Here is a 25,030-nt window from a genome sequence, read left to right on the forward strand (position 1 = left end):
GACCGGCCCGGCACTCCAGAACAACGAGCCGGGCCGCCGGCGCCTAGACGACGCGCACGGCCAACCCCTCCAATCCGGGCACTGCCGGGAACCGCTCCCGCACCCGGGGGTCGTGTCCCGGAACCACCACCCCGGCAGGACCCGCCAGCGCGCGGATGGTGTCGAACGCCTCGTACATCGACGGGAGGTGGTTGACCACCCCGTAGGGCCGGTCCTGCTCGATGTTCTCGAAGAAGTGCGTCCCGTCGGCGGCGAGAACCACGATGCCCCGAGCGGTCTCGACCCGGGTCACCTGCAGTCCCGGGGTGTGCCCGCCGACCCGGTGCACGGTGACCCCCGGAGCCACCTCGTGCTCACCGTTCACCAACCGCACGCGCCCGGTGAAGTTCTCCCGCGCCAGGGACGCGATCGCCTCGGGATCGGCGAGACGGGCGTGCTCACCGCGTCCCGCGTGCCGCGACGTCCAGAACGCGAGCTCGGACTCCTGCAGAACGACGCTCGCGGAAGGGAAGTCCGCAACGTGGCCCACGTGGTCGTAGTGCAGGTGGCTGAGGATGAGGTGGGAGACACGGCCGGCATCCGACCCCAGGGCCGCGATCGTTTCCATGGGCGACTGGAGGTAGTCCCGCTTGCCCCGACGGCGCGCGGTCTCCGCGGTGAAGCCCGCGTCAACGAGAACCGTGCGCTCGCCGGAGACGATGAGCCACACGTAGTAGTCGATCGGAAACGGCGACTCGGAGCAGGGATCGTGCCCGTAGAAATGCTCGCCCCGCACGGATGCCTCGCGGTGCGCGAAGCGGATCGCGTAGACGCGAGTGTCACCATCGCCAACGCCGCTGGGCTCGGCCGTCATCGTTTCCCTTTCCCGAGGGAGGGGCGCGGCCGACCCGACCGGACCGTCCGCGCCCTCCCCGTTGTTACTCGTCGCCGCCGTTGCCATCGCCGGTCTCGCTCATGGGGCGCCCGGTCCACTGCTCCCACAGTGTCGCGATCGCGGAGTAGTCGTAGCGGCCCAGGCCCTGCGCCATTCCCAGCTCGTAGACGGTGTGCGTGCTCTGCAGCGCGAACAGCGGAACGTTCGTCTGCTGCGCGAGGTCCAGGACCAGCGTGGAGTCCTTGCGGGCCGCCTCGGTCGGCATACCGCCCTCATACTCGGCGCGCAGGATCCGCTCCACGAACCGGTGCGTCAGCGGCCGCGTGAGTCCGGCGTCCGCACCGCCGAGCAGCTCGGCCAGCGCCGTGCCGGAGACTCCTGTCGCGGCGGCCAGCGCACCGGCCTCGGAGAGGACCACCATGACCGCATGCGCGACCGCGTTGTTGATGACCTTGGCGGCCATCCCGCTGCCCAACGGCCCGAACTGCCGGCTCGACGCGCTGATGGCATCGAGCACGGGCGCGGCCGTGCGGGTGTGGCGCTCCTCCCCGCCGACCAGCAGGGCCGCGGACCCGGAGCGCATCTGAGCGACCCCGGAAAGGATCGCGGCGTCGATGATCCCGACGCCGTGCGGCGCGCACACCTCGCCGGCCGCGGTCATGTCCGGCGGGTTGACCGTGGAGGTCTCGACGATGACAGTGTCAGCGTCCGCACGCATCCGGGGCGCCAGCTCCGAGACGACTTCCAGGGACGCCTTCGGGGTCGGCAACGAGAGCAGCACGACGTCGGCGGTCGCCAACTCCGCGACGCTCGCGGCGGCCGCGGCCCCTGGCGCCTCCGCGGCCTGGCGGGTCCGTTCCGCGTCGAGGTCGAAGACGAGGGTGGGCCAGCCGGTGTCGGCCAGCCGCCCGGCGATCGCCGACCCCATGTTCCCCAGGCCGCACAGCGCCACCCGCACGGGTTCACTACCGCTGGTCAATGTTGGCTCCTTGCGTTCGCGTCGCGGCGAGATCCGCTCCCTTGGTCTCCGGGCCCATGAGCGCGCCGACCACCGCGAGCACACCGCCGAGGACCACCAGCGGAATCTGGGTGTACTCGTAGGGCATGAGGTGGCTCATCCAGACCAGGACGAAGCTGTACAGCGACGGGATGATCACCGCGAAGGTGTAGCCGACCCCGAACCCGGAAGCCCGGACCTCGACCGGGAACCGCTCCGGGATGTAGGCACTGAGGATGCCCCAGGGCGTGTTGGCCACCACCACGACGATTCCCGCCAGCACCAGGGTGGCGATGACCCCCTCACCCGGATCGGCCGTGGCGATCAGCAACCAGTACAGGACCGGGACGACGGTGGCGGTCAGCACTCCGAACAGGACCAGCACCGGCCGCCGGCCCCAGGCGTCCGTGAGCCGACCGACCCCCAGATAGGTGCCCATCAGGACGGTGAAGAACACGACCGTGGCCACGGTGACCGACATGTCCGGGATCTCCAGCACGCCGCTCAGGAAGCCCGGCATCATCGACACGGCGGTCTGCAGCGACAGCCACATCCCGCTCATCAGCATGAACACCTGCAGCAGACCGCGCCGGTTCGGCCCTCTGGCGACCAGCTCCTTCAACGGGGACGGCCGGTCCTTGCTCCGCTTGACCATCGGGGGCTCTTCGACGCGGCGGTAGTAGAGCAGGAACGCCACCTGGAAGATGACGCTGAGCACGAACGGAGCCCGCCAGCCCCACTCCAGGTAGCTGCCGTCCTCCACCGGCGTGACCCGCAGCATCAGGGTGGTCAGCAGGCTGACCACGATGAAGGCCAGGGGGTAGCCCAGCATGATCCGGGTGGACACCCGGGCACGCTTCTCGGGCGGTGCGTACTCCATGGCCAGCGGCACCGCGGCCGTGTAGATACCGCCGAGGAAGATGCCGTTCACGAACCGCAGCAGGATCAACCCGATGATCGCGAACCAGCCCAGGAGGGCGTAGCCGGGCATCAGCATCATGAGGAACGTGATCACCGTGGAGCCGCCCACGGCGACCATGGTGGCCGGCTTGCGGCCGATGCTGTCGGCCATGTTCCCGAAGATCGAGGCGCCGAGCGGCCGTCCCAGCAGGGTGATCGCGAGCGTGATGTAGTAGATCGTCGAACTCGTCACCGTGTCGAGGTGCTCGGGTTCGAAGTAGACCATGGCCGGGGCGAGCGCCATAGTCGGCAGGTAGATGTCGTAGAAGTCCACGAAGTACCCGTAGAAGGCGCCCCGGATCCCCCCGCGGGCCTGGGGAGAAAGGTTGTCCTTGGTACCTGTGGACTGTTTCGGGTCGGTCGGTTGGTTCGTCATAGACGTACGGGGTCTCCTCGATTCTCGTGCCGCGACCGGTTGGGGGCGGCCTCAGGTGCGGATGGAGAAGGGGTCCGGGGTCGTCCCGGACAGGTCAATCAGCACGTTCTTCGTGGTGAGGTACTCCTGGAGCGCTTCCTCGCCCCGTTCCCGGCCGTAGCCGGACTTGCGTGTCCCGCCGAACGGGGCCTGCGCCGCGCTGGCCCGGTAGGTGTTCACCCAGACCGTGCCGGCCACGAGCCGCTTGGCGACGACGTGCGCCCGGGTCAGGTCGTTGGTCCAGATCCCGGAAGCCAGCCCGTAGTCGCTGTCGTTGGCGATGGCCACGGCCTCCTCGTCGTCGGCGAAGGGGATCACGCTCAGAACGGGACCGAAGATCTCCTCACGGGCCAGCCGCGAGGAGTTGTGCACGTCGGCGAAGACCGTGGGCGGTACGAAGAACCCGGCGGCCGACGACGTGTCCTGGGCGGCGGAGTCCACGCCGGTCACTGGCCGGGCGCCGGCGCTGATGCCGGCCTCGACGGCCGCCCGGATGCGCTCGTAGTGGGGACGGTTGGCGAGCGGACCGAGCTGGGTCTCGGGCAGCAGCGGGTCGCCGAGGCGGATCGCGCGGGCCCGTTCGGCGACCCCCTCGACCACCTGCTCGTACACCGGCCGCTGCACCAGCAGCCGGCTTCCGGCGATGCAGGTCTGCCCGCCGGCGGCGAAGATGCCCGCCACAGCTCCGGCCACCGCGCGGTCCAGGTCCGCGTCGGCGAAGATGATGTTCGGCGACTTGCCGCCGAGCTCCAGCGTCGTGGGGATTACGTTGCGCGCGGCGGCCTGGGCGATCGCGCTGCCGGTGGGCACGCTGCCGGTGAAACTGATCCGGTCGAGGCCGGGGTGCTCGGACAGGGCGATACCGGCCTGGGGCCCACCCGTGACGATGTTGATGACACCGGGCGGGAAGCCCGCCCGGGTGACCAGGTCCGCCAGTTCCAGGGTGGTCACCGACGCGTGCTCGGAGGGTTTGACCACGACACAGTTCCCGGCCGCGATCGCCGGCGCGAGCTTATTGGCGAGGAGCTGCATCGGCGAGTTCCACGCGGTGATCAGCGCGGCCACCCCGATGGGTTCGGCGATGGTGTAGTCGAAGGTGTCCGGCGAGTCGAGCGGAACCGTGCGGCCACCGAGCTTGTCCGCGTACCCGGCGAAGAAACGGTAGTTCCTGGCCGCGAACCGGACCTGGCTCGTGGTCTCGCGCAGCAGCTTCCCGTTGTCCCTGGTCTCCAGCGTGCCGAGCTCGTCGGCGTTCTCCTCCAGCAGCGACGCGAGGCGGTTCAGCAGTTCGGCGCGGCGCACCCCGGGCACGGTGCGCCACTCCCGCTCGAACGCCGTGCGCGCGGCCGTGACGGCGGCGTTCACATCGGACGCGCCCGCGTCGGGGAAGGTGGCGAACTCCTCCGTGGTGTAGGGGTTGATCGCGGCCATGCGGTCGCCGCTTTCGGCGCCGACCCGCTGGCCGTCGATCAGCATGCTGTAGTCAGTGGTGGTCATCGGCTGGCTCCGGCTTCGGGCTGTGGGTGTCGATCGTGGTGAGCGCGTCACTGAGGTGTGCGGCGAACCGCGGCGGGTTCTCGGCGTGCGGGAAGTGCCCGAGTTCGGGCATGACCGCGAAGTGCGCGCCGGGAATCCGCTCCGCCGTCCGGCGCGACATCTCCGGGGTGCACGAGTAGTCGTACTCACCGGTGAGCATGACGACCGGGCACCGCTGGGTGTCGATGTGCGGCACCCGGTCCCTGCCGTCCCAGTCGCCGCTGTAGAACAGGATGTCGCCGTAGAACGCGCCGTGCCCTCCCTGCGAGTAGCCCCACCACACCTCGGCGCGGTACTCGGGCGGGCTCTGCGGAGCCATGAGGCCGTCGACCCACTCGGGGACGAACAGGGCCTGGTTGACCCGCGGGTCGAGAGCCCAGCGCACCTGCCGGCCGGGCACGGCGTCGCTGGCCTCACAGGCTACGACGCCGCCGAGGCGGTCGGGGTGCCGGTAGGCCAGTTCGAGGCAGATCTCCCCGGCCATCGAGGCGCCGACGACGATCGGCTGGCGCAGTCCCAGTTCCTCCACCAGCGCCATGACCGTTCGGGCGTAGGTATCGGTGTCCAGGGCGTAGCTCCCGGGCACGGCGCCCGGTGGCGGCGGGGACTTGCCATGCCAGGGAAGATCGAAGGAGACCATGCGCAGGCGCGAGCGCAGCGCCGGGTTGGCGAGCAGGTGGTGGAACTGGGCGCAGTCCGCGCCCGCGGTGTGCAGGAACAGCACGTCGCGGCCGGAGCCCGCGGTCTCGTAGTAGACGCGCTGGCGCGATCCGGTGACGTCGAGGTGCAGGTAGCGCCCGGTTACGGCGTCGTGGCCGGCCGCCTGCCGGCGGTCGTCACCGTCGTGCGCGCCGTCCGCTGGCGCCGAGCGCGCGTCCGGTGCCGCTGCCCCAGATGCGGCCTCCCGGCCGAGCTCCAGCACGCGCCGAACGAGGTGGGCGTGCTGGGCGAATACCAGTTCGTCGCCGAGCACCTCAGCCCCCGAAACCCGCATCAGCATCCCGAAGAAGCTCTGGTACGGCGGCCGGGGCACGGCCTCGAAGAACCGTGACCACTCCGCCGGCGGCGCGCTGACCTCGAACTCCGGTCCGCTCTCGGTGGTGGCGGCCGAAGCGCCGGTCGCGAACCGGCCGTCGGAGAACCGGAACTCGGCGCGGTCGGTGCCGTGGCGCAGCCCGAAGCCGACGGTCGCCCCTTGGGCCAGCGTGGCCAGCTCCGGGTCTCGCGCGCACCGCCCGCTCCAGCGGTCCACGAACTCCGACCACGCGTGCTCGCTGCCGGAATCGCGCATGCCCAGCCTCCCGTTCACCACCCAATGGCAATGTACACAGTTGCATACAGAAGAATACGACACCTGGTTAACGCCATGTCAAGGGGAGATGAAGGAGCGGGCCGGTGGCCGGGCGGGTACGCGCGCCGCGATGGCGGCTCGCCGCACACAACGCTCACCGGGCCAGACCAGACCCGGTCAGAACCGGCCAGACCGGGCCAGATCCGGTCCGGCGCGGCGCCGGCCGGGCTCAGGTGATCGTTCGTACCGGACGCAGACCGTCGAAGACAATGGTGAGCGCGCGCTCCCGGACATCGCCGTCCCATTCCGTGGCCAGCGCTGCCTGGCACGTCCCGGTGAGCAGCGCCAGTACCTCCGGCGGGCGCGCGTCGGCGCGCACGCCGCCGACCTGCTGGGCGCGTGCGAGCAGCGTCGTGACCGTCTCCCGCAGCCGCTCGACCACCTTCGCCACCGGCAGGTCGGCTCCCGCGCCGGCCAGGATCTCGACGACGGCCCGGTTGGCCGCGGCCATATCGACCATCCGGGTGAAGAACGTGAACAGGGCCGTGTCGGGAGCGCCCCCGGAAACGAGGGCCTCGGCCTCGTCGAACAGGTGGTCCAGGCTGTCCTGGATGATCGCCTGCAGAAGCGCGTCCTTGGTCGGGAAGTGCCGGAAGACGGTTCCGATACCGACCTCGGCCTCCCGGGCGATCTCCTCGGTTGAGGCTGTCGCCCCCTTGGCGGCGAAGACGGACCGCGCCGCCTCAAGAACGCGTTCCCTGTTCCGCCGCGCGTCGGCCCTGAGCGGTTTGGCTGGTTCCGCCGCCATTCTCCGCCACCCTCCTTGGCAACCGGAGTCTTAACTCCGGATACTTAATTGGAGCCCTTACTCCGATTATCTCCCTACCGAGAGGAGCGCCCATGCCCGGCACGCCGAGTCCCCGAGATGTCTTCGACCGGTTCCAGCGCAACGTGCTCGAAGGGGGCGGCCTCGCACTCACCGCCGATATGTGCGCGCAGGACGTCATCGTCGAGACCCCCGTCGCACCCCCCGGCCACCCCCGCCGGTTCGACGGCCGGGAGCAGTTCGCGGCGTTCGCGGAAGCGGCCCGGGCAGCGCTGGCGCACGTGCGCTTCGAGGAGTTCCGCAACGTCGTGCCGCAGGAAACCGCCGACCCCGAGGTGCTCATCGTGGAGTACGAGATCGCGGCAACGGACACCGCGACCGGGCGCTCCGCCACGGCGCCGTTCATCCTGGTGCTGCGGGTACGCGACGGGGTGGTCACCCACTTCCGGGAGTACCAGGACACCGCGGCCCTGGCCGCGTTCGCCCAGCCCGCCTGAGCCTGCCGGCCGCTGCGGCCGGCAGGCTCATCGCGGAGGGGCGGGAAAGACTCCCACTCCGGGCGCCAGGATCGAGGCGGGATCGTAGGCGGCCTTGGCGGCCACCAGGTCCGGCCAGCGCTCCCCGAAGTGCGCGGGCCAGTCGCCCGGCCCCATGGCGACACTGCCCACCGGATACCGGACCCCGCCGCGCTCCCGGGCGAGTTCGTAGCTGCGGCGGTTGGCGTCCAGCGCCTCTTCGGCCGTGGGCGCCCCCGGTGCCGGGGTGGCGGTTCGCAGCAGGGCGAACAGGAACACCACCGGCTCGTCGGGCACCCGCAGCAACGGAGTACGCAACACCGCGCGGCGCATCGGGTACAGCAGCACGACACCGCTGGGGCCGATGGCATCGGGTGTGAGCCCGGCCATGACCGTGCCCACCACGTCGTCCGCCGCGCTGTCGGGAAGCAGCAGGTTCAGCCACGGATGCGGGTGGTACCACTGGCCGGTCAACCGCAGGCCGCGGATACCTGGCGCCATCCGGTCGGCGAACTCCAGGAACGGTAGGTCGCCGATCTCCGCCTGCTCGCGATCGTCGTGCAGGTCACCGAGGAGGGCCGCGTCGTCCGGCCGCTCCCTGGCCGGGGGCATCGCGACCGCCTCCAGCACGTAGCGCCAGCCGCCGCCATCAGGCGCGGGCCGGGCCAGGCCCTCGACGTGCGCGAAGCGCCCATCGGCGACCAGGCGCCGCTGGTCGTGTGCCAGCGCCGACGCCGTCGGATAGCTCAGCGCGAAGCGCCGCACGCTCGGCGGCACCGGCACGGTCTCGACACTGGCACGGGTGATGACCGCGCACTGGCCGAGACCGGCGAGCGCGGCGTGGAAAAGTTCCGGGTCCTGGTCAGGCGAGCAGGTCGCGATCCGGCCGTTCCCGGTCACCACCTCGATCTCCGCAACATTGTCGGTCTGGGCCCCGTAGTGCTGGCTCGCGCCGCCGAACCCGCCCACCGAGAGCGTCCCGCCGACCGAGAGCCCCAGGTAGTCGGTGAGGACTCGCGGCGCACGCCCGCGCCGCAGAGTCGCGCGCAGCACATCGCTCCACCGCGCGCCCGCCTGGACGGCCACCCGGCTCGCCGACTCCCACCGCACACCCCGCAGGGCGGCGGTATCGAGCACCATCCCGCCCTCGACCTGGGCCTGGCCGTACGTGGTGTGTCCCTGTCCGCGCGCGGCGGCGGGGATCCCGTGCTCCGCGCACCACCGCAGCACCGCCGCGATGTCGGACGCCGAAGCCGCGCGCAACACCCCGAGCGGGCGATGGCGCACCAGGTGACCGTAGTCGTCGGCGGCGCGCGCGGTGGAACAGGGATCGCGGACCAGCTCGCCGTCCAGGCGCGGCAGCGCGCCGAACGCCCGCGACGCGGCGCCGCCTCCGGCCGGCCGCACCGTGCCGCGGCTGGTAGGCGCGGGTTCCGCGGTCGCCGGGTCGGTGTCCATGGGCCTCGTTCCGGACCGGTCGTTCGGATCAGGAGCAGCCTAGTACGCCCGCGAGGCGGGCGCCGCGGGGACGGACGAGCACGGCCGAGGGCTCCAGGTCGTGAGCCGGCTCGCCCGGTGGTGGGACAGCGGCGACCGGGAGAACGGCCGGGTCGTGTGGTTCGCGCTGGAGCCGCCGCCACGGGCGGATGAGCGCCGTTGCGCCGCGGAGCGGGCCGCGGCGCTGGTTCCGTCCGCCCGTCCTGTTGGAACCGCAGGTTGGTAGCCGGTTGCCTCGCGGGACCGACCGCCGCGCCATGCTGCGATCGGCCGCGGCGGTCCAGACGCCCCGGCGTGCGGCGGTGGACGCTACCGGAACGGCTCTGAGGTGCGCAACCGCGGGGCGGTCGCGTCCGCACCGCCGACCTCTGTGAGCTGCTGCGCGGCTTTCCCGGGAGCGTCACCGGTCGTAATGCCGCGCAGTAGTTGTCCACCGGGAAGCAAGCATATATTGTCTTTAAAGCTTTTCATCAAGCTTTCTGGAGAGATAATGCAGACGATCGTCGCGATCGCGTACCACACCGGATACGGCCACACCGGCCGGCTCGCCGAGGCTGTTGCCAAGGGGGCGAGCGAGGTTCCCGGGACTACCGTCGAGCAGCACGCGGTGGACCAGCTCACCGAGGACGACTGGCAGGCACTGGACCGGGCCGACGCGATCATCTTCGGCTGTCCCACCTACATGAGCAGCGCCAGCGCCGCTTTCGCCACGTTCAAGGAGGCCACCAGCAAGGTCTGGGCCGACAACATGCGCTGGCGGGACAAGATCGCCGCCGGCTTCACCAACAGCGGGAACATGAGCGGCGACAAGCTCAACACCCTGGTGCAGATAGCGCTGCTCGCCTCCCAACACGGGATGGTGTGGGTCGGCCTGGACAGGTACGGCGGCTGGAACACCTCGGCGGGCGCGCCCTCGGACACCAACCGGCTCGGCAGTTGGCTCGGGGCGATGTCGCAGTCCAACAACGACGAGGGCCCCGACACCGCGCCGATCGGTTCCGATCTGGAGACCGCGGCGGCTCTGGGACGCCGGGTGGCACGGTTCACCAAGCTGCACCGGGCCGGCGACACCTACCTCTCGGGCACCGAGGACGGTTCGCGTGACGCCGTCCTCAGCGGCTCGGGCACAGGTGAGTGCGCCGGCTGAGCGGACACGCCCAACGCCCCGGCCACGCCGGGCCCGTGCGCCGGCGCGCGGCCGGGGCCGCGGTGAGCAGGGCCCCGGGAGCAGTGGCGGGCCCGCACACGCCGCGGCGCGCTGGAGCACCTGTTCCAGTACGCACAACGCGAGCACGAGGGTGTAGGGAACGAGTCCGCACCCCGGTCGCCGCCGTACCCGAGCCAGCGGCGGCCGAGGAAACCGGCGACCTGTGGGCGCGGGAGGCCCGGGCTGGAGCTGCTACCCCGGCTGCGCGCGGGTGCCGGTGAACGTGGACGAGGGTGGCGACGGCTCGGAGCCGTTGCCACCCTCGTGCGTCGTCCCCGCCGCCGGCGGGACGTGTGCCGGGTCCAGCGAGGCATCGTCCACATCGTCCAGCGCGAGCAGTACGTCGCGCAGGGCATCGGCGGCCGTGTGCCCGGTTCCGGGCGCTACGTCGCGCAGTGCTTGCGCGGTCGCGCGCGCCGCCAGCCGCACGGCCAGCTCGGCCTTCTCGACGCCCAGGTCGGTGAGCTGGACCCAGGAACTGCGCCGGTCCCCGGCGTTGCCGTGCCGCTCCACCAGCCCGGCCTGGGTCAGCCGGCGCAGGACGTTGCTGGTCCCGCCCGAGGAGAGCAGCAGCCCCTGCGAGAGCTCCGAGGGAGTCAGCCGGTGCGGCGCGTCGGCGCGCCGCATCGTGGCCAGGATGTCGAATTCGGCACGTGTCAGCCCGAGACGCTCCACCTGGGCGTACACAGCACGGTCCAGGATCGAGGTGAGGCGGGCCGCGCGCTTGTACAGCTCCAGCGGCATGCCCGCCGCCTCGGGCAGCTCCACCGCCCATCTCGCGATGATGCCGTCGACGACATCAGCCCGGCCCCCCGCCTCTTCGCTCATGACCACAGGGTAACCGTCGGAACAGCTTCCCAGAATGGCAGAATCGGGAGCTGCCGCATGTCCCGACCGGAGCACGGGAACGCGCGAACCCGCCGTGCGCAACGCGATGGAGCCGTGGCCGCGGTCGGGCCACGCGCGCGGCCGCAACGTCGCGGACACCTCGGTACCCGCATCGAACCTGATCACTGCCAGGGTTCGGCGGCAGGGAACGGCGCTCCGCACCGTCTCGACGCCGGCCGGAACACGGTGGCCCCTCCGGCGGCGGGCGCGTTACAGTGCGCGCAAGGGGCGTCCGCGCGCCGCACGCACGTCGACGAACAGGGGCCAACCACCGTGAACACCGGTGCCGCCGGCGAGTCTCAGCCAGCGAAGGCGTCCGCCAAAGACCGCTCCCTGCCAGCAGGGCTGCCCAGCGGCCGGATCGACCGCTGGCTGTGGGCGGTGCGGCTGGCCAAGACCCGGCAGGTGGCCGCGCAAGCCTGCCGCGGCGGCCACGTCCGGGTAAACGACCGGCCGGTCAAGCCGGCGACAGCGGTACGGGTCGGCGACGTCGTCAAGGTCAAGCTGACCGGAACCCCCCGCATCGTCGAGGTCAGCCACGTGATCGAGAAGCGGGTCGGCGCGCCGGTCGCCGTGCGGTGCTATGTCGACCACACCCCTGCCCCGCCGCCCGAGGCGAAGGCCCCGGTCCCGCGACGCGATCCCGGCGCCGGGCGCCCGACGAAACGCGACCGGCGACAGATCGACCGGCTGCGCGGAATGCGCTGAACCAGAGGCGGCCGGGAGAACCGCGCGGATCGCGCACCTGCCCGAACGCCTCGGGTTTCGTGGTGCTTGGCGTGGGCCGAACGCTCTCGGCTGGGGCCGCGACCAGCCGGGGCTGGCGGCGGGTGGCGGGGTTTCCAACCGGGCGGCGAAGGCAGCGGACGGGCCAGCCCCCGGTAATCGCTACTGATGCCCGGTGGCTGCGCGTGCGACGGGCAGCGAGGGCGGTGGATGGCCTGGCTCCCGGTGGTCGCGACGGGTGCCCGGTGGTGGCGCGCCCGACGGGAGCAGCGAAGGCACCGGATAGGTCGGGGGTGCTTCCAGGTGCCGCCCGGCGCGGGGCTCGGGACCCAGGCCACTCACAATCCAGACATAGCGGGCGCGCGGAGGCTCGCGCGGCACCGAAACCGACCGTGCGGACAGATTCGGCGCCGAGACCGGCCCCACAGACACTCTCGGCGCGACCCAGCACCGAGAACCACACCACAGACACCCCCACTGGCCCCACCACCAACCGCCGCCCCCGTTACACGCCCCACCACCGGGCACCCGCACCGATCACTGGGGGCCGGCCCATCCGGCGTCTTCGCTGCCTCGTTGGGCGCGCCACCATCGGGCACCCGTCGCGACCCCCGCAGGCCGGCCCACCACCGGCCTTCGCTGCCCTCGTCGCACGCTCCACCATCGGGCACCAGTCGCGATTACCGAGGGCTGGCCCGTCCACCACCTTCGCCGCCCGGTTGGAAACCCGCCACTCCCCCACCGCACCGCTCACCGCCGCCCCAACCATCCGGCTCCGCACCGCCGCCGTCAGGCGTACCGGTGTCCAGCGGCTCGCGCTGCGCCGTGAACCGCGGCACTACGGCGGCCATCGCCCGTTCCGGGGCCGGCGTCCGCGCCCGTACCACCCCGCGTTCCCACACCCACCCGCGACTTGACAGCCGCAACCCCACCCAAGTAGGTATACCTTGTAAACCACATCTTGCCGCACCAAAGGACGATCCATGCTCGCGTCTCTGGGCCGTTTCACGAACCGGAACAGCCGGACAGTTCTGCTGGCGGCCTTCCTGTTCGCACTCTTCGCAGGACTCTGGGGTCCCGGCGTCCTCCAGGAGATGAGCACATCGGGCTACGCGGATCCGGGCGCCGAGTCCGAAAGGGCCTCAGCGCTCCTGGAACGCGAGTTCGGGCGCACTTCTCCCGACGCCGTCGCGGTTTACAGCGACCCCACGAAAACGGTGGACGACCCGGAGTTCGCCGAGGCGGTGACCGCGGCGGTGGACCGACTACCCGACACGCGCATCGCGCGGGTCCAGAGCTACTGGACCCCCGGAGCCACCGACGAGGAACGCGACGCGCTGGTCTCGGAGGACCGGCACACCACGTACGTGGCCCTCAACACGGTGGGCGACACCGACGAGGAACGGCTCGCCTCCTACGAGGCCGTCCTCGGCGACCTCCGGGCCGACGGCCTCCAGGTCGTCATGGGAGGCCAGCTCACCAGCCTGCACCAGTTGCAGACGCTGGCCACGGGAGACCTGGCCAGCGCCCAGCTGATCGCCATGCCGATCCTGCTCGTGCTGCTCGTCATCATCTTCCGCGGAGTGGTCGCGGCACTCATGCCCATCGTGCTGGGCGTGTTCGCTGTCCTCGGGTCAATGGTGCTGCTGCGCCTACTCACCGGCGCCACCGAAGTCTCGGTGTTCGCGCTGCAGGTCACCATGCTCCTCGGGCTCGGCCTGGCGATCGACTACGGCCTGTTCGTCGTCAGCCGCTACCGCGACGAACTGGCTCAACGGGGCGATCCCGGCGAGGCGATCGCGGCGACCCTGCCAACGGCCGGGCGCACGGTCGTGTTCTCCGGGCTCACGGTGATCGTCGCGCTCTGCGGGCTGCTGGTGTTCCCGCAGCCGGCGTCGCGATCCCTCGGACTGGGCGGGATCACCGCGGTGCTGTTCACCGTCCTGGCCGCCGTCACGGTGCTGCCGGCCCTGCTGACGCTTCTCGGCCACCGGATCAACGCGCTGCGCGTCCCCTGGCCCCGCCGCGCCCGGACGCCCGCTAAGGGTGCCGGTGGCTGGGCACGGCTGGCCGGGTTCGTCATGCGCAGACCGGTATTGGCGCTCATCACCGCCGGCCTGGTGCTGCTGGTCGCCGCAGGGCCGCTGCTCTCCCTGCAGCCCGGCCTGACCAACCACCGCTACCTCCCGGCCGGCAACGACGGCCAGGAGGCGGCCGAGATCCTGGACGAGGAGTTCCCGAACGAGGGGCCCGTGGCGAGCACGATCCGGATCGCCGTGGTCGGGGAGGTCGAGGAGGCGGAGCTGGACGGCTACGTGGCGCGCCTGGCGAACCTCGACGGCGCCGGGGACGCCGAGGTCGAGCGCGCCAACGGCGACGTCGCGCAGGTCGCGGTGGGTTACTCGGGTGATGCCGACGACGGGGCCAACACCGACCTGGTCGTGGACATCCGGGCGGTGGAGCCGCCCGTCGGGGCGACCGAGGTACTGGTCGGCGGTGCGGGCGGACCGGCCGTGGCGGTCGACAGCACCGACTCGACCCTCGACTCCCTTCCGCGGGCGCTGCTCGTCGTCGTGGTCGGTACCGCGATCCTGCTCTTCCTCGCGTTCGGCTCGCTGCTGCTGCCGCTCAAGGCGCTGCTCGTCGCCTCCCTGTCGCTGGCGGCGACCTTCGGCGTCCTCACCTGGGCCATCCAGGACGGGGGCCTGGCATCCCCGCTCGGGTTCGTCCCGGTCGGCACGACCGACATCTGGACCTACGGGATCGTCGCCATCATCGCCTTCGGCCTGATCACCGACTACGAGCTGTTCATCGTCAGCCGGGCCCGGGAGGAGTACACGGCGACCGGCGACAACACCCGCGCGATCGCCACGGGCGTGCAGCGAACCGCCGGCATCATCACCAGCGCAGCGCTGCTGATGATCGTGGTGCTCGGCACCGCGGGACTCACCTCCCGGTCGCTGGTCATCGCGACACTCGGTATCGGGTTGACGGTGGCGATCGCCATCGACGCGACGCTGGTGCGCGCCGTCCTGGTACCCGCGTCAATGCGGTTGTTCGGTCGGCTCAACTGGTGGCTGCCGCGCCCGCTGCGCCGGCTGCACGAGCGCGTCGCCGGAACAGGGGACGGCGCGACGAGTCCTCCTCCTGCTGGGCTTACGTCGTCAACCAGCCAGATACGATGGACGGATGCCAGAGAACACACGTGAGGCCCTGGTGGTCGCGGCCACGCAGCTCATGGATGTGGGAGGGCTCGAAGCGGTCACACTGCGCGAGGTCGGCCGGCGCGCCGGGGTGTCGCACATGGCGCCCTATAAGCACTTCACCGACAAGGAGGCGCTACTCGCCGCGGTGGCCGCGCGCGAGCTGGAGTACCTGGGCTCGGCGATGACCAAGATCCAGGAGCACGGCCGCCCGGCCGAGGCCACCCTCCGCCTGGCCATGCACGAGTACGTCACCTGGGCGCTCGCGTACCCCGTCCGTTTCAAGCTGGTGTTCGGGGTCTGGTCCACCGACACCGGCTCCGGGGAGCTGGGGGCCGCAGCGGGCACCGCACGCGCGACACTCGGCCAGATCGTGGCCGCGGCACAGCGCACCGGCCAGCTTCCGCCGGGCGACACCGAACGGCTGGCCGCGCTGATCCAGGCGCTGGCGCACGGCGCCGTTGACCTCGCCCTGGCGGGGCACGTGTCAGCCCAGGGCAAGGGGAACGCTGGCCCGCACGACCTCGTCGACGACCTGCTGGGGCACCTCCGCGCCTCGGCCGGGTGACCACGCCAGCGGCGCCGGACGAGACCGGCACCGCTGGCGCGTGAGCCCGCAGCCGGACGCGGCGCGTAGCCGGCGAAGCGGCATCCGGCGGGCGGATTCGATGGGCCTAGCATGGGCCCGTGACTCCCGAGCCCCCCGCACAGCTGTTCGCGGTCAGTGACCTCCACGTCAGCTACGCCGAGAACCGCACGATCGCCGATGGCATCCAGCCGGAGTCGGACCGCGACTGGCTGATCGTCGCCGGCGACATCGGTGAGCTGGCCGCCGACATCGAGTGGGCGCTGCGGCTGCTGACCGAGCGCTTCGCGACCGTGATCTGGGCGCCCGGCAACCACGAGCTGTGGACGCACGGGACCGACCCGGTGCGGCTGCGCGGGGTGGAGCGGTACCACCACATCGTGAACATCTGCCGGTCTCTCGGCGTGGCGACCCCCGAGGACCCCTATCCGGTGTGGCCGGGCGAGAGCGGGCCAATCACGATCGCCCCGCTCTTCGTGCTCTACGACTACTCGTTCCACCCGCCCGGCACCCACACCAAGGAGGCCGGGCTGGAGTACGCCTACGAGACGGGCGTGGTGTGCACCGACGAGTTCATGCTGCACCCCGACCCCTACGCCACGCGCGAGGAGTGGTGCGCGGCCCGGGTCGACTACACCGAGGAACGTCTCCGCGCTCTCGGGGGCGCGCCGGTGGTCCTGGTCAACCACTGGCCCACGCTCCGCGAGGTCACCCGGCCGCTGTACTACCCCGAGTTCGCCCAGTGGTGCGGCACCGAACGCACCGCGGACTGGCACCGGCGGTTCAACGCGACCACTGTGGTCTACGGCCACCTGCACATCCCCCGCACCACCTGGCACCACGGCGTCCGCTTCGAGGAGGTGTCGCTGGGCTATCCGCGCGAGTGGCGGCGCCGTTCAGAACAGCGCCCCCTGCCGCGCCGGATCCTCTCCGAGGTCCGGGACGCCTGACAGCGGCCACGCCGCCGCTACGAACCCAGCGTCATTCCCGCGGAGCGCGGTCGCGCGCCCTTCGCGGCGCGCCCGTACCCCAGCGACCGCGGTTGGCCCGTCCCAGTACGTCCGGACCGGGCAGCGCGGCGGCTCCAGCACGCCATACACCCTGTGTTTCAGCTCATAGCAGGGGTTGACGCAGGCCACACCCCACCCTAGCATTTCATTATACGAATTAGATATTCCACTATACGGGAAACTGAGTACTCTGACCGGACCACTCCCCCGGTCCGGGCCAGCACCCCCCGCACCTGACCCCGGTGCGCTCCGGCGTTTCGCCTCGCACCCCACGGTTCTCCCGAGCCGCGTGGAGCGTGGCCGCGCGGGAGACCAGTCAACCGACGCGGCCGTTGTGCCGCGCGGCTCCCCCCGAGAGGACTGGACCGTGGAAGACTCGATCGACCCGATTACGAACAATCCAGCGGTCGCGCTGATCGGATTCGTCGCCGTAATCGTTGTCCTGCTTTTCCTTATCGCCAAGTTCAAGTGGCACGTCTTCATCGCCCTGCTCGTGCCGATCGTGCTGCTGGGGCTCGTCCCCACCGTGGACCAGACCGCCTTCATCGAGGCGTTCGAAGTGGGTTTCGGCGGCACGATCCAGTCGATCGCCGTCGTCATCGTCCTCGGCACACTGATCGCCGAAGCCCTGCGCAACTCCGGAGCCGTGGAGCGCATCACGCATTCGATGATGCGGCTGGTGGGCAAGCGGAACATGCCCCTGGCGCTGACGCTCGCGGGATTCGTCATCGGGCTCGCCGTCTTCTCCGACATCGGCTACATCATCCTGAACCCGCTGGTGCACGTGGCCGCGCTGGAGGCAGGGGCCACGATGAGCGTCATGGCCACCGGCCTGGTCGGCGCCATGCAGTTGACGCACGCGATCGTGCCGCCGACACCGGGCCCGCTCGCCGCCGCGGCCGTGGTCGAGGCCGACATCGGGAGGATCATCCTCTACGGGTCCATCGTCACCCTGTTCGGCTCCGTGATGGGTTGGCTGTACGCGAAGATCGTGGGCCCGCGCATCACGTCGCCCCCGTCGGAGGAGTACCGCACCACCTCACTCGACGGCGACACGCAGCGGCTTCCCTCAACCTGGTGGTCCTACGCGCCGATCCTCGTCCCCCTGGTGCTGATCGGCGGCAGCAGCGTCGCCGACTTCGCGCTGTCCGAGGACAACCCGGTCCACGGTTACGCCATGTTCCTGGGGTGGCCGGTCTTCGCCCTGGGCATCGGAGTACTGCTCGCCTACTTCGTGGCGTGGCGGAACAACGCGGTCGAGGGCTCCGTGAGCCTGCGCGACACGTGGGTGGAGAACGCGCTGCGGACCTCGGCGATGGTCATCATGGTCACCGGGCTGGGCGGCGCGCTCAGCGAGCTGCTGAAGGCCACCCCGGCGGTCGACGTGATCGCCGAGAACACGCTGGCCCTCGGCATCCCCGCGATCCTGCTGCCGTTCCTCCTGGGCGTCCTGGCAAACCTGATCACCGGATCGACAACGGTCGGGGTGATCACGGCGGCCTCGCTCACCGCCCCAATGCTCCCGACGCTCGGCCTCTCGCCCGAGGCGGCCATGCTCTCCGCGGCGTGCGGCTCGGTCATCATCAAGTACGTCAACTCGAGCTACTTCTGGGTGTGCATGACCCTGTCGGGGATGTCGCTGCGCGCGGCTCTGGTCTCCTACGGGGGTGTGACCCTGGTCGGCGGCATCTCCTCCATGTGCGCCGTGTCCGCCCTCTGGGGATTCGGCGTCATCTGAGGCCCTCCAGTCCCGCGCGGAGGTGCGGCCGGGCGATCGCCCGGCCGCACCTCCGCCTCGGTCCCGGTGCGCTAGCCGGCCTCACCAGCGGTGTCCGCGAGGTACTCGGCGGCGACGGTCACGCCCCCGGGCCGGTAGGGCACCTTGGCGATACGCATGCCGGCCTCCACACCGCCCAGGGTGCCGAGCAGAGCGGGGTCGTTGAGGTGGCCGAGGTGGCCGATCCGGAACACCTTCCCGGCGAGCCTGCCCAGCCCCGCGCCGAGCGAGATGTCGAAGCCGCCCAGGATGGTGGAACGCAGCTCGTCGGAGTCGTGGCCTTCGGGCATCAGCACCGCCGTGAGGACCGGGCTGTGTTCCGAGGGGACGCGGCACAGCACCTCGAGCCCCCACGCGCTGACCGCCCTACGGGTGGCCTCCGCGTGCCGGCGGTGCCGGGCGAAAACCTGGTCCAGCCCTTCCTCGTGCAGCATCGCCACGGCTTCGCGCAGCCCGAAGAGCAGGTTCGTCGCCGGGGTGTAGGGAAAGTACCCGCCCGTGTTGGCGTCGAGCATCGGGCCCCAGTCCCAGTACGCGCGGCGCAGCCCGGCGGAACGCGAGGCCCGCAGCGCCTTGGCGCTGATCGCGTTGAAGGAGAGCCCGGGCGGCAGCATCAGCCCTTTCTGCGAGCACCCGACGGTGACGTCGACACCCCACTCGTCGTGCCGGTAATCGACCGAGCCCAGGGAGGAGATGGTGTCGACCAGCAACAGCGCGGGATGCCCGGCGCGGTCCATCGCGGCCCGGATCTCGGGTACCCGGCTGGTGACCCCCGTGGAGGTCTCGTTGTGGACCACGGCGACCGCCGCGATCCGCTGGTCGGCGTCCGCGCGCAGTTTCTCCTCGACCACTTCCGGGTCCACCCCACTGCGCCAGTCGCCGGGGACGAGCTCGGCATCGAGCCCGAGGTCACGCGCGACCCCCGCCCACAGCGTCCCGAAGTGCCCGGTCTCGAACATCAGCACTCGGTCGCCCGGCGAGAGCGTGTTGACGAGCGCGGCCTCCCAGGCACCCGTGCCCGACGAGGGATAGATGACCACGTCAGACTCGGTGCGCACGACACTTTTCAGGCCGTCGATAGCGGCGCGCCCGAGATCGGCGAACTCGGGGCCGCGGTGATCGATCGTTGGGTAGCTGATAGCGCGCAAAACGCGGTCGGGAACATTGGTGGGGCCCGGGATCTGCAGGAAGTGGCGGCCGCTCGTCATGACGCTCCAATGCAATTCCATGATTCGGAAGCCTCGTGTCGTTTAATGGAAGTTCCTCCCGCTGCTCCTGTCAAGGTAAGCGGGCGCATTCCCCGAGCGTGCCGAGGTCCTTCCGTATCGCAAGCCATTGATTTTGCCATATGGAAGTGTCTATGGTCGGACCAATCTCCCCCACACCAGCAGAAGTGGAGAGCCGCCGTGGCCGAGACCCCGCACGAGACATCGCCGGAACGCGGACACAGCGACGACCTTGAGGCCGAACTGCGCCGAGCGGTCGGCGGCGAGGTGCGGTTCGACACCTACACCCGCCACATGTTCGCCACGGACGCCAGCATGTACCAGATCACGCCGCTCGGCGTGACCTACCCGCGCGACGCCGACGATGTGGTCGCGGTCGTCGAGACCGCGCGCCGGTTCGGCACTCCGGTGCTCCCCAGGGGCGCGGGAACCAGCCACTGCGGGCAGACCGTCGGCGAGGCCGTCGTCCTCGACTTCTCCCGGTACATGAACCGCGTGCTGGAGGTCTCCCCGGACGAGCGCCGGGCCCGCGTGCAGCCGGGACTGGTGCAGGACGAGCTGAACCAGGCGGCGGCCCCGCACGGGTTGTTCTTCGCCCCCGACACCTCGACCAGCAACCGGGCCACGCTCGGCGGCATGATCGGCAACAACTCGTGCGGTTCCCGCTCCGCGGCCTACGGCATGACGATCGACCACGTGCACTCGCTCGAAGCGGTCCTGGCCGACGGCGCGCGTGCCCACCTCGGTCCCGCGGACAGCGGCGTCATCGAGGCGAAGGCGGCCCAGAGCGGCCTTGAAGGACACATCTACCGCGAGCTGCCGGGCCTGGCCGAGCGCAGCAGGGCCGCCGTCGAGGACTGCCCGCAGACGTTCTGGCGCCGCGCGGGCGGCTACCGGCTCGACCGGCTGGTGGACGGCCCCTTCGACCTCGCCGCGTTCACCGTGGGCTCCGAGGGCACCCTCACCCTGGTGACCGAGGCCGAGGTCGCGCTGACCCCGAAGCCCGCCGCCACGGTCATGGTGATCGGGCACTTCGCCTCCACCACCGAGGCGATCGCGGCCACCGACGACGCCATGGCCGCCGGGGGCGCGGCCATCGAGCTGGTCGACAACTTCATCCTGGACCTGGCGCGACGCTCCCCCGAGCACGGCCACCTGGTGCGCAAGCTGGAGGGCGAGCCCACCGCTCTGCTGTTCGTGGAGTTCTACGCCGACGACACCAACACTGCCGAGGCCGAGGCCGGCGCGGCACGCCTGGAGAAGCTGTGGCGTGCCGGCGGGCACGGCTACGCCGCTATCCGCGCCGCCGACCCCGCCCGGCAGCAGCCGTTCCGCGCCCTGCGCAAGGCCGGCCTGGGCCTGCTGATGGCGGCCGGCAAGCCCGAGGAGCGCTCCATCGCGTTCGTCGAGGACACCGCTGTGCCCCCCGAGCACCTGGCGGAGTACACCACCCGCTTCGCCGAGATCCTGGACCGGCGCGGGCTGCGCGCCGGTTTCTACGGCCACGCCTCGGCGGGCTGCCTGCACGTCCGTCCCTTCATGGATCTCAGCCAGCCCGACCAGGTAGTGACGATGCGCGAGGTCGCCGAGGAGGTCTGCGAGCTCGCGCTGTCCTACGGCGGCGTGAACTCCAGCGAGCACGGCGACGGCCTGGCCCGCAGCGAGTTCAACGAACGGATCTTCGGCCCGGACCTGTACCAGTCCATGCGCGAGGTCAAGGCCATGTTCGACCCCGATCGCCTGCTCAACCCGGGCAAGGTGGTCGACGCACCCCCCATGACCCGGAATCTCCGGACACCGAACCTGCCCACCGCGGTCCCGCTGGCGACACACTTCGACTTCTCCCAGCACGGCGGCATGCGCGGCGCGGCCGACCGGTGCATGCGCATCGGGGCGTGCCGCAAGCCCGCCGAGTCCGGCGGCACCATGTGCCCGTCCTTCATGGCCACCCGCGACGAGGAGCACTCCACCCGCGGGCGGGCCAACGCACTGGTCAAGGCGCTTTCCTCGCCCGATCCCAGCGCCGCGCTGGCCGGAGAGCGCGTCAACGAGGTGCTCGACCTGTGCCTGGAATGCAAGGCGTGCAAGAACGAGTGCCCGATGTCGGTCGACATGGCCACGTTCAAGAGCGAGTCGCTGTCGGCCTACCACGCCGAACACGGGACACCACTGCGGGCGCGCATCTTCGGCCGGATCCGCCAGCTCAACACCCTGGGCTCGTGGACCGCGCCCCTGTCGAACCTGATGGGCCGGATCGGCGTCCTGCGCACACTGCTGCAGCGCGGCGCCGGGATCGACCGCAGGCGCCCGCTGCCGTCGTTTCGCCGCGACAACCTGATCCGCTGGTTCCGCAAGCGCGCCCCGGCCGCCCCCGATCCGGCCGCGGGCGAGGTCGTCTTCCTCGCGGACTCGTTTACCAGCTTCACCGAGCCACACATCGGCAAGGCGGCCATCGAACTGCTGGAACACGCCGGGTGGCGGGTCCGGATGGAGCCGAACCTGTGCTGCGGGCGCGCCCAGATCTCCAAAGGGCTGCTCACCGACGCCAACGCCACGGCGCGCCGGCTGGTCGACGGACTCGCCGATGACGCCGGGCGCGGCGTGGCCATCGTGGGCTGCGAACCGTCGTGCGTGGCCACTTTGCGCGACGAGCACCAGGATCTCGTGGGCGGCGACCGCGCCGCCGCGGTCGGCCGCCAGGCCAGGCTGGTCGAGGAGCTGCTCGCGGACGCGCTCGACGAGGGGCGCCTCAGCGTCGCCGATCCCGCGTCCGGCGAGACCGCCGGGCAGGACAACGAGCTGCTGTTCCACGCGCACTGCCACCAGAAGGCCGTCCTCGGCACCGAGGCCAGCACGCGGCTGCTGCGGCACCTGCCCGGGACGGCCCTCCGCGAACTCGACGCCGGGTGCTGCGGCATGGCCGGGTCGTTCGGGTTCGAGACCGAGCACTACGACCTGTCCATGACGATCGGCGGCCAGAGGCTGTTCCCCGCGGTCCACGGGGCACCCGAGGCCGGTGTCTGCGCCACCGGGGTGTCCTGCCGGCAGCAGATCGCACACGGGACCGGCCGCCAGGCCCGGCACCCCGTGGAGCTCCTGCACGAGGCCGTCTTCGGCCCGACCGGCGGGGGTACCGGCTCGGCCGGGTAGCGCGGGCGCCGGCCCGCTCCTGCGGTTCGGGTGCTCAGCCCTTCTCCCCGAGCGCGTTCCGGGCGGCGTCGCCCAGGCCCTCGGGGTGCTGCCGCGCCCAGGCAACGTGGCCGTCCGGACGCACCAGGATCCACCCCTCCTTCGCGCCGAGCAGCCCGCGCAACGCGTTGGTGGGGTCCTCGTGGCCACCCGGGCCGATACGGACCACCCGGGTCAGCGGCAGGGTTTCCTTGGGCACGTCGGCACCGAACGCGCGGTCCATGGCCACCTCGATGAGCGCGGGGCCGGTCGGAAGGAGGTCGTAGAGGCGTATCCGGCCCCCACCGGGTGAGCGCAGCAGCGGGTTGGGCAGCCGCTTACCCGCGGCCCGCTCCTCGTACTCCACGAGCGGCGAGAGCGGGCAGGTGAGGTTGAGCATGGTCACCCGCCGCAGCACCGACCTCCGCAGAGCGGGGATCGCCAGGAGCAGCGGCCCCAGTCGGAGCATCCCGGTCCGGACCGCCAGCGGCGTCTGCAGGAAAAGCCGGGTGTTGAGGTTGGCCCACCACGACACGCTGCTCGCGACACTCTGGCGCTCCACGTCGTAGGACTCCAGCAACCGCTCCACGTCGCCGCGGCCCGAAAGTGCCTGGGCGAGCTTCCAGGCGAGGTTGGCCGCGTCATGTATGCCCGCGTTCATTCCCTGCCCGCCCAGTGGCGGGTGGACGTGCGCGGCGTCGCCCGCGAGCAGCACCGGACCCACCCGGAAGTGCGGGCTCCCCCGGCGGTGGATCCGGTACCGGCTCGCCCATGCCGCCTCAACCGAGCCGGTGCCGAGCACGGTCCCCGCCAGCTCGGCCACCTCTTCGTTCGGCACTTCCTCGGCCCGCCCCAGTTCACCGCCGTCCAAGCGGGCGATCCGCCAGAGGCCGGGGCGCAGCCGGACCGCAAAGGTGACGCCGCGGCGTTCGTTGTGCAGCCGCGGCCAGGGAAGCTCGTCGCGCTCGTCGGGCACGCGGGCGTCGGCCAGCACGGGGCGGATCGGGTAGGCCGCACCCTCGAAAGGCAACCGCAGCGCACCCCGGACGAACCCGTTCGCGCCGTCGCATCCGACGACGAAGTCGGTCTCGATCCGGTACGTGCCCGAGGGCCCGTTGAGTGTGAGCGTCGCGCTGTCGTCACTGGTATCCAGCCCCACAAGCTCCGTCCCGTAGCGGACGTCGCACTGGCCCGAGTCCGACACCGCCCGCAGCAGCACCCGTTCGATGATGCCGGGGTCCACGAACAGCACGCCGGGGTGTTCGGCCTCGTCGTCGAGCTCGGAGAAGTCCAGCGAGAACAGGGTCCGCTCAGTGTCCGCGGAGCGCACCCGCAGGTCGGTGACCAGCTCCCCGCCATCGAGCATGGCCTGCTCCACCCCCCAGCCGCGGAGGATCTCCAGAGTGCGTGTGTGGATCGCGGGCGCCTTCGAACGATCCCTCATCCCGCCGCGGCCCTGCTCCACGAGGACCGACCGCACACCCTGGCGGGCCAACCCCAGCGCCAGCGCGAGCCCGGACGGACCGGCCCCGACAATCGCGACTGGTATCCGCGCGCTCTCACGCATGTCACCGCTCATGGCCTTCCCCTCCCCCGGAATGAGCAGGGACAACCTCGCTGGGAAGGCGAGGGGGCCAGGTGGCGGTAATCGGTACGGAAAGCGAACAGTGCCGCACCCAACGGGGCGGCGAAGGCGCCGGGTGGCTCGGGCTGGTGGTGATCGGTGCGGGTGCCCGGTGGTGGCGCGTCCAACGAGGCAGCGAAGACGCCTGATGGGCCGGCCCCCGGTAGTCGCTCCTGGTGCCCGGTGGTGGCGCACGCGACGGGAGCGGCGAAGGTTGGTGGTGGGCCAGCCCGCAGTGATCGGTGCGGGTGCCCGGTTGTGGCGCGCCCGACGAGGGCAGCGAGGACGGCGGGTGGCCCCGGGGTGGCTGATCTCGCCCGGCGTGGGGCTTGGGATCTCCGCTGCCCGCCCGCGTGTGTCCGCTACGTCCGATTTTGGCGCTGAGCTCAGCAGGCTTCTATCAGGTCACTCCCGCCCAGGGTCCCGCGCGCGGGCCGCGGTGGACAGGTCAGCGATAAGCCACACACGCGTGGGCAGATCTTGAATGAGTCACCCCACGGCCCCACCAGAGCCACTCCCGTCGAAGCAACCCCAGCACCCCCACCATGCACCAATAGATCTTGAGGATTTCGTTCCTTTGCCGCGCGGTAAAGGAACGCAATCCTCAAGATCAGCGCCCAGACCGCTCACAATCCAGACATAGCGGGCGCGCGAGGGCTCACGCCGCACCGAAACCGACCGTGCGGACAGATTCGGCGCCGAGA

General features: G+C 71.1%; 18 protein-coding genes. 8 read left to right on the forward strand and 10 right to left on the reverse strand.

The features are described 5' to 3' along the window. Nucleotides 1-43: 43 nt before the first annotated feature. The 6 genes from F4561_RS18830 to F4561_RS18855 all read right to left on the reverse strand — a co-directional run bounded on the left by F4561_RS18830 (nt 44) and on the right by F4561_RS18855 (nt 6,881). On the reverse strand, nt 44-853 hold the full coding sequence (locus tag F4561_RS18830; RefSeq protein ID WP_184580716.1) for an N-acyl homoserine lactonase family protein: 810 nt from the start codon (nt 851-853) through the stop codon (nt 44-46). 64 nt (nt 854-917) lie between these two features. Then, on the reverse strand, nt 918-1,853 hold the full coding sequence (locus F4561_RS18835) for an NAD(P)-dependent oxidoreductase (RefSeq protein WP_221445542.1): 936 nt from the start codon (nt 1,851-1,853) through the stop codon (nt 918-920). Beyond that, entirely contained in the window at nt 1,840-3,207 is a 1,368-nt protein-coding gene (locus F4561_RS18840; RefSeq protein ID WP_184580717.1) for an MFS transporter, read from the reverse strand. Before F4561_RS18840 ends, F4561_RS18835 begins: the two co-directional genes overlap by 14 nt. Before the next feature lie 51 nt (nt 3,208-3,258). After that, nucleotides 3,259-4,743 carry an aldehyde dehydrogenase gene (locus tag F4561_RS18845; protein WP_184580718.1) on the reverse strand — a complete coding sequence of 495 codons (1,485 nt, stop codon included), beginning with the start codon at nt 4,741-4,743 and terminating at the stop codon, nt 3,259-3,261. Next, entirely contained in the window at nt 4,730-6,073 is a 1,344-nt protein-coding gene (locus tag F4561_RS18850) for an alpha/beta fold hydrolase (RefSeq protein WP_184580719.1), read from the reverse strand. The genes F4561_RS18845 and F4561_RS18850 overlap by 14 nt, the downstream gene beginning before the upstream one ends. Before the next feature lie 229 nt (nt 6,074-6,302). Beyond that, nucleotides 6,303-6,881 (reverse strand): TetR/AcrR family transcriptional regulator, encoded by a 579-nt coding sequence (locus tag F4561_RS18855; RefSeq protein WP_184580720.1) that lies wholly within the window; start codon nt 6,879-6,881, stop codon nt 6,303-6,305. Between the two features lie 92 nt (nt 6,882-6,973). Here F4561_RS18855 and F4561_RS18860 point away from each other — a divergent pair, with 92 nt between their 5' ends. Then, nucleotides 6,974-7,396 (forward strand): nuclear transport factor 2 family protein, encoded by a 423-nt coding sequence (locus F4561_RS18860; protein ID WP_184580721.1) that lies wholly within the window; start codon nt 6,974-6,976, stop codon nt 7,394-7,396. A gap of 27 nt (nt 7,397-7,423) precedes the next feature. Here F4561_RS18860 and F4561_RS18865 read toward each other — a convergent pair whose 3' ends face one another. Next, complete coding sequence (locus tag F4561_RS18865; RefSeq protein ID WP_184580722.1) at nt 7,424-8,872, reverse strand: FAD-binding protein; 1,449 nt, start codon at nt 8,870-8,872, stop codon at nt 7,424-7,426. A 529-nt stretch (nt 8,873-9,401) separates the two neighbouring features. On the opposite strand from F4561_RS18865, the gene F4561_RS18870 reads away from it, so the two are divergent. After that, entirely contained in the window at nt 9,402-10,058 is a 657-nt protein-coding gene (locus F4561_RS18870) for a flavodoxin family protein (RefSeq protein ID WP_184580723.1), read from the forward strand. Nucleotides 10,059-10,310: 252 nt separating this feature from the next. Here F4561_RS18870 and F4561_RS18875 read toward each other — a convergent pair whose 3' ends face one another. Next, nucleotides 10,311-10,946 carry a MarR family winged helix-turn-helix transcriptional regulator gene (locus F4561_RS18875; RefSeq protein WP_184580724.1) on the reverse strand — a complete coding sequence of 212 codons (636 nt, stop codon included), beginning with the start codon at nt 10,944-10,946 and terminating at the stop codon, nt 10,311-10,313. 333 nt (nt 10,947-11,279) lie between these two features. On the opposite strand from F4561_RS18875, the gene F4561_RS32705 reads away from it, so the two are divergent. From F4561_RS32705 to F4561_RS18900, 5 genes are all read left to right on the forward strand, one after another. Then, nucleotides 11,280-11,714, forward strand: a complete 435-nt coding sequence (locus tag F4561_RS32705; RefSeq protein ID WP_312885369.1) for an Hsp15 family ribosome-associated heat shock protein — start codon at nt 11,280-11,282, stop codon at nt 11,712-11,714. Between the two features lie 1,001 nt (nt 11,715-12,715). Then, a complete protein-coding gene (locus F4561_RS18885) occupies nt 12,716-14,941 on the forward strand; it encodes an MMPL family transporter (protein ID WP_184580726.1) in 2,226 nt (741 codons plus the stop codon). After that, on the forward strand, nt 14,922-15,503 hold the full coding sequence (locus F4561_RS18890) for a TetR/AcrR family transcriptional regulator (RefSeq protein WP_184580727.1): 582 nt from the start codon (nt 14,922-14,924) through the stop codon (nt 15,501-15,503). Before F4561_RS18885 ends, F4561_RS18890 begins: the two co-directional genes overlap by 20 nt. A gap of 119 nt (nt 15,504-15,622) precedes the next feature. Then, entirely contained in the window at nt 15,623-16,471 is an 849-nt protein-coding gene (locus F4561_RS18895; RefSeq protein WP_184580728.1) for a metallophosphoesterase family protein, read from the forward strand. Between the two features lie 427 nt (nt 16,472-16,898). After that, entirely contained in the window at nt 16,899-18,269 is a 1,371-nt protein-coding gene (locus F4561_RS18900) for a GntP family permease (RefSeq protein WP_312885371.1), read from the forward strand. Between the two features lie 71 nt (nt 18,270-18,340). Here F4561_RS18900 and F4561_RS18905 read toward each other — a convergent pair whose 3' ends face one another. After that, entirely contained in the window at nt 18,341-19,516 is a 1,176-nt protein-coding gene (locus F4561_RS18905) for a pyridoxal-phosphate-dependent aminotransferase family protein (protein ID WP_184580729.1), read from the reverse strand. 198 nt (nt 19,517-19,714) lie between these two features. On the opposite strand from F4561_RS18905, the gene F4561_RS18910 reads away from it, so the two are divergent. Next, nucleotides 19,715-22,684, forward strand: a complete 2,970-nt coding sequence (locus tag F4561_RS18910) for an FAD-binding and (Fe-S)-binding domain-containing protein (protein ID WP_312885372.1) — start codon at nt 19,715-19,717, stop codon at nt 22,682-22,684. A 34-nt stretch (nt 22,685-22,718) separates the two neighbouring features. Here F4561_RS18910 and F4561_RS18915 read toward each other — a convergent pair whose 3' ends face one another. Continuing rightward, entirely contained in the window at nt 22,719-24,281 is a 1,563-nt protein-coding gene (locus F4561_RS18915; protein ID WP_184580730.1) for an FAD-dependent oxidoreductase, read from the reverse strand. Nucleotides 24,282-25,030 lie beyond the last annotated feature (749 nt).

The sequence above is a fragment of the Lipingzhangella halophila genome (genome assembly GCF_014203805.1).
In the GTDB taxonomy this organism is placed as follows: domain Bacteria; phylum Actinomycetota; class Actinomycetes; order Streptosporangiales; family Streptosporangiaceae; genus Lipingzhangella; species Lipingzhangella halophila.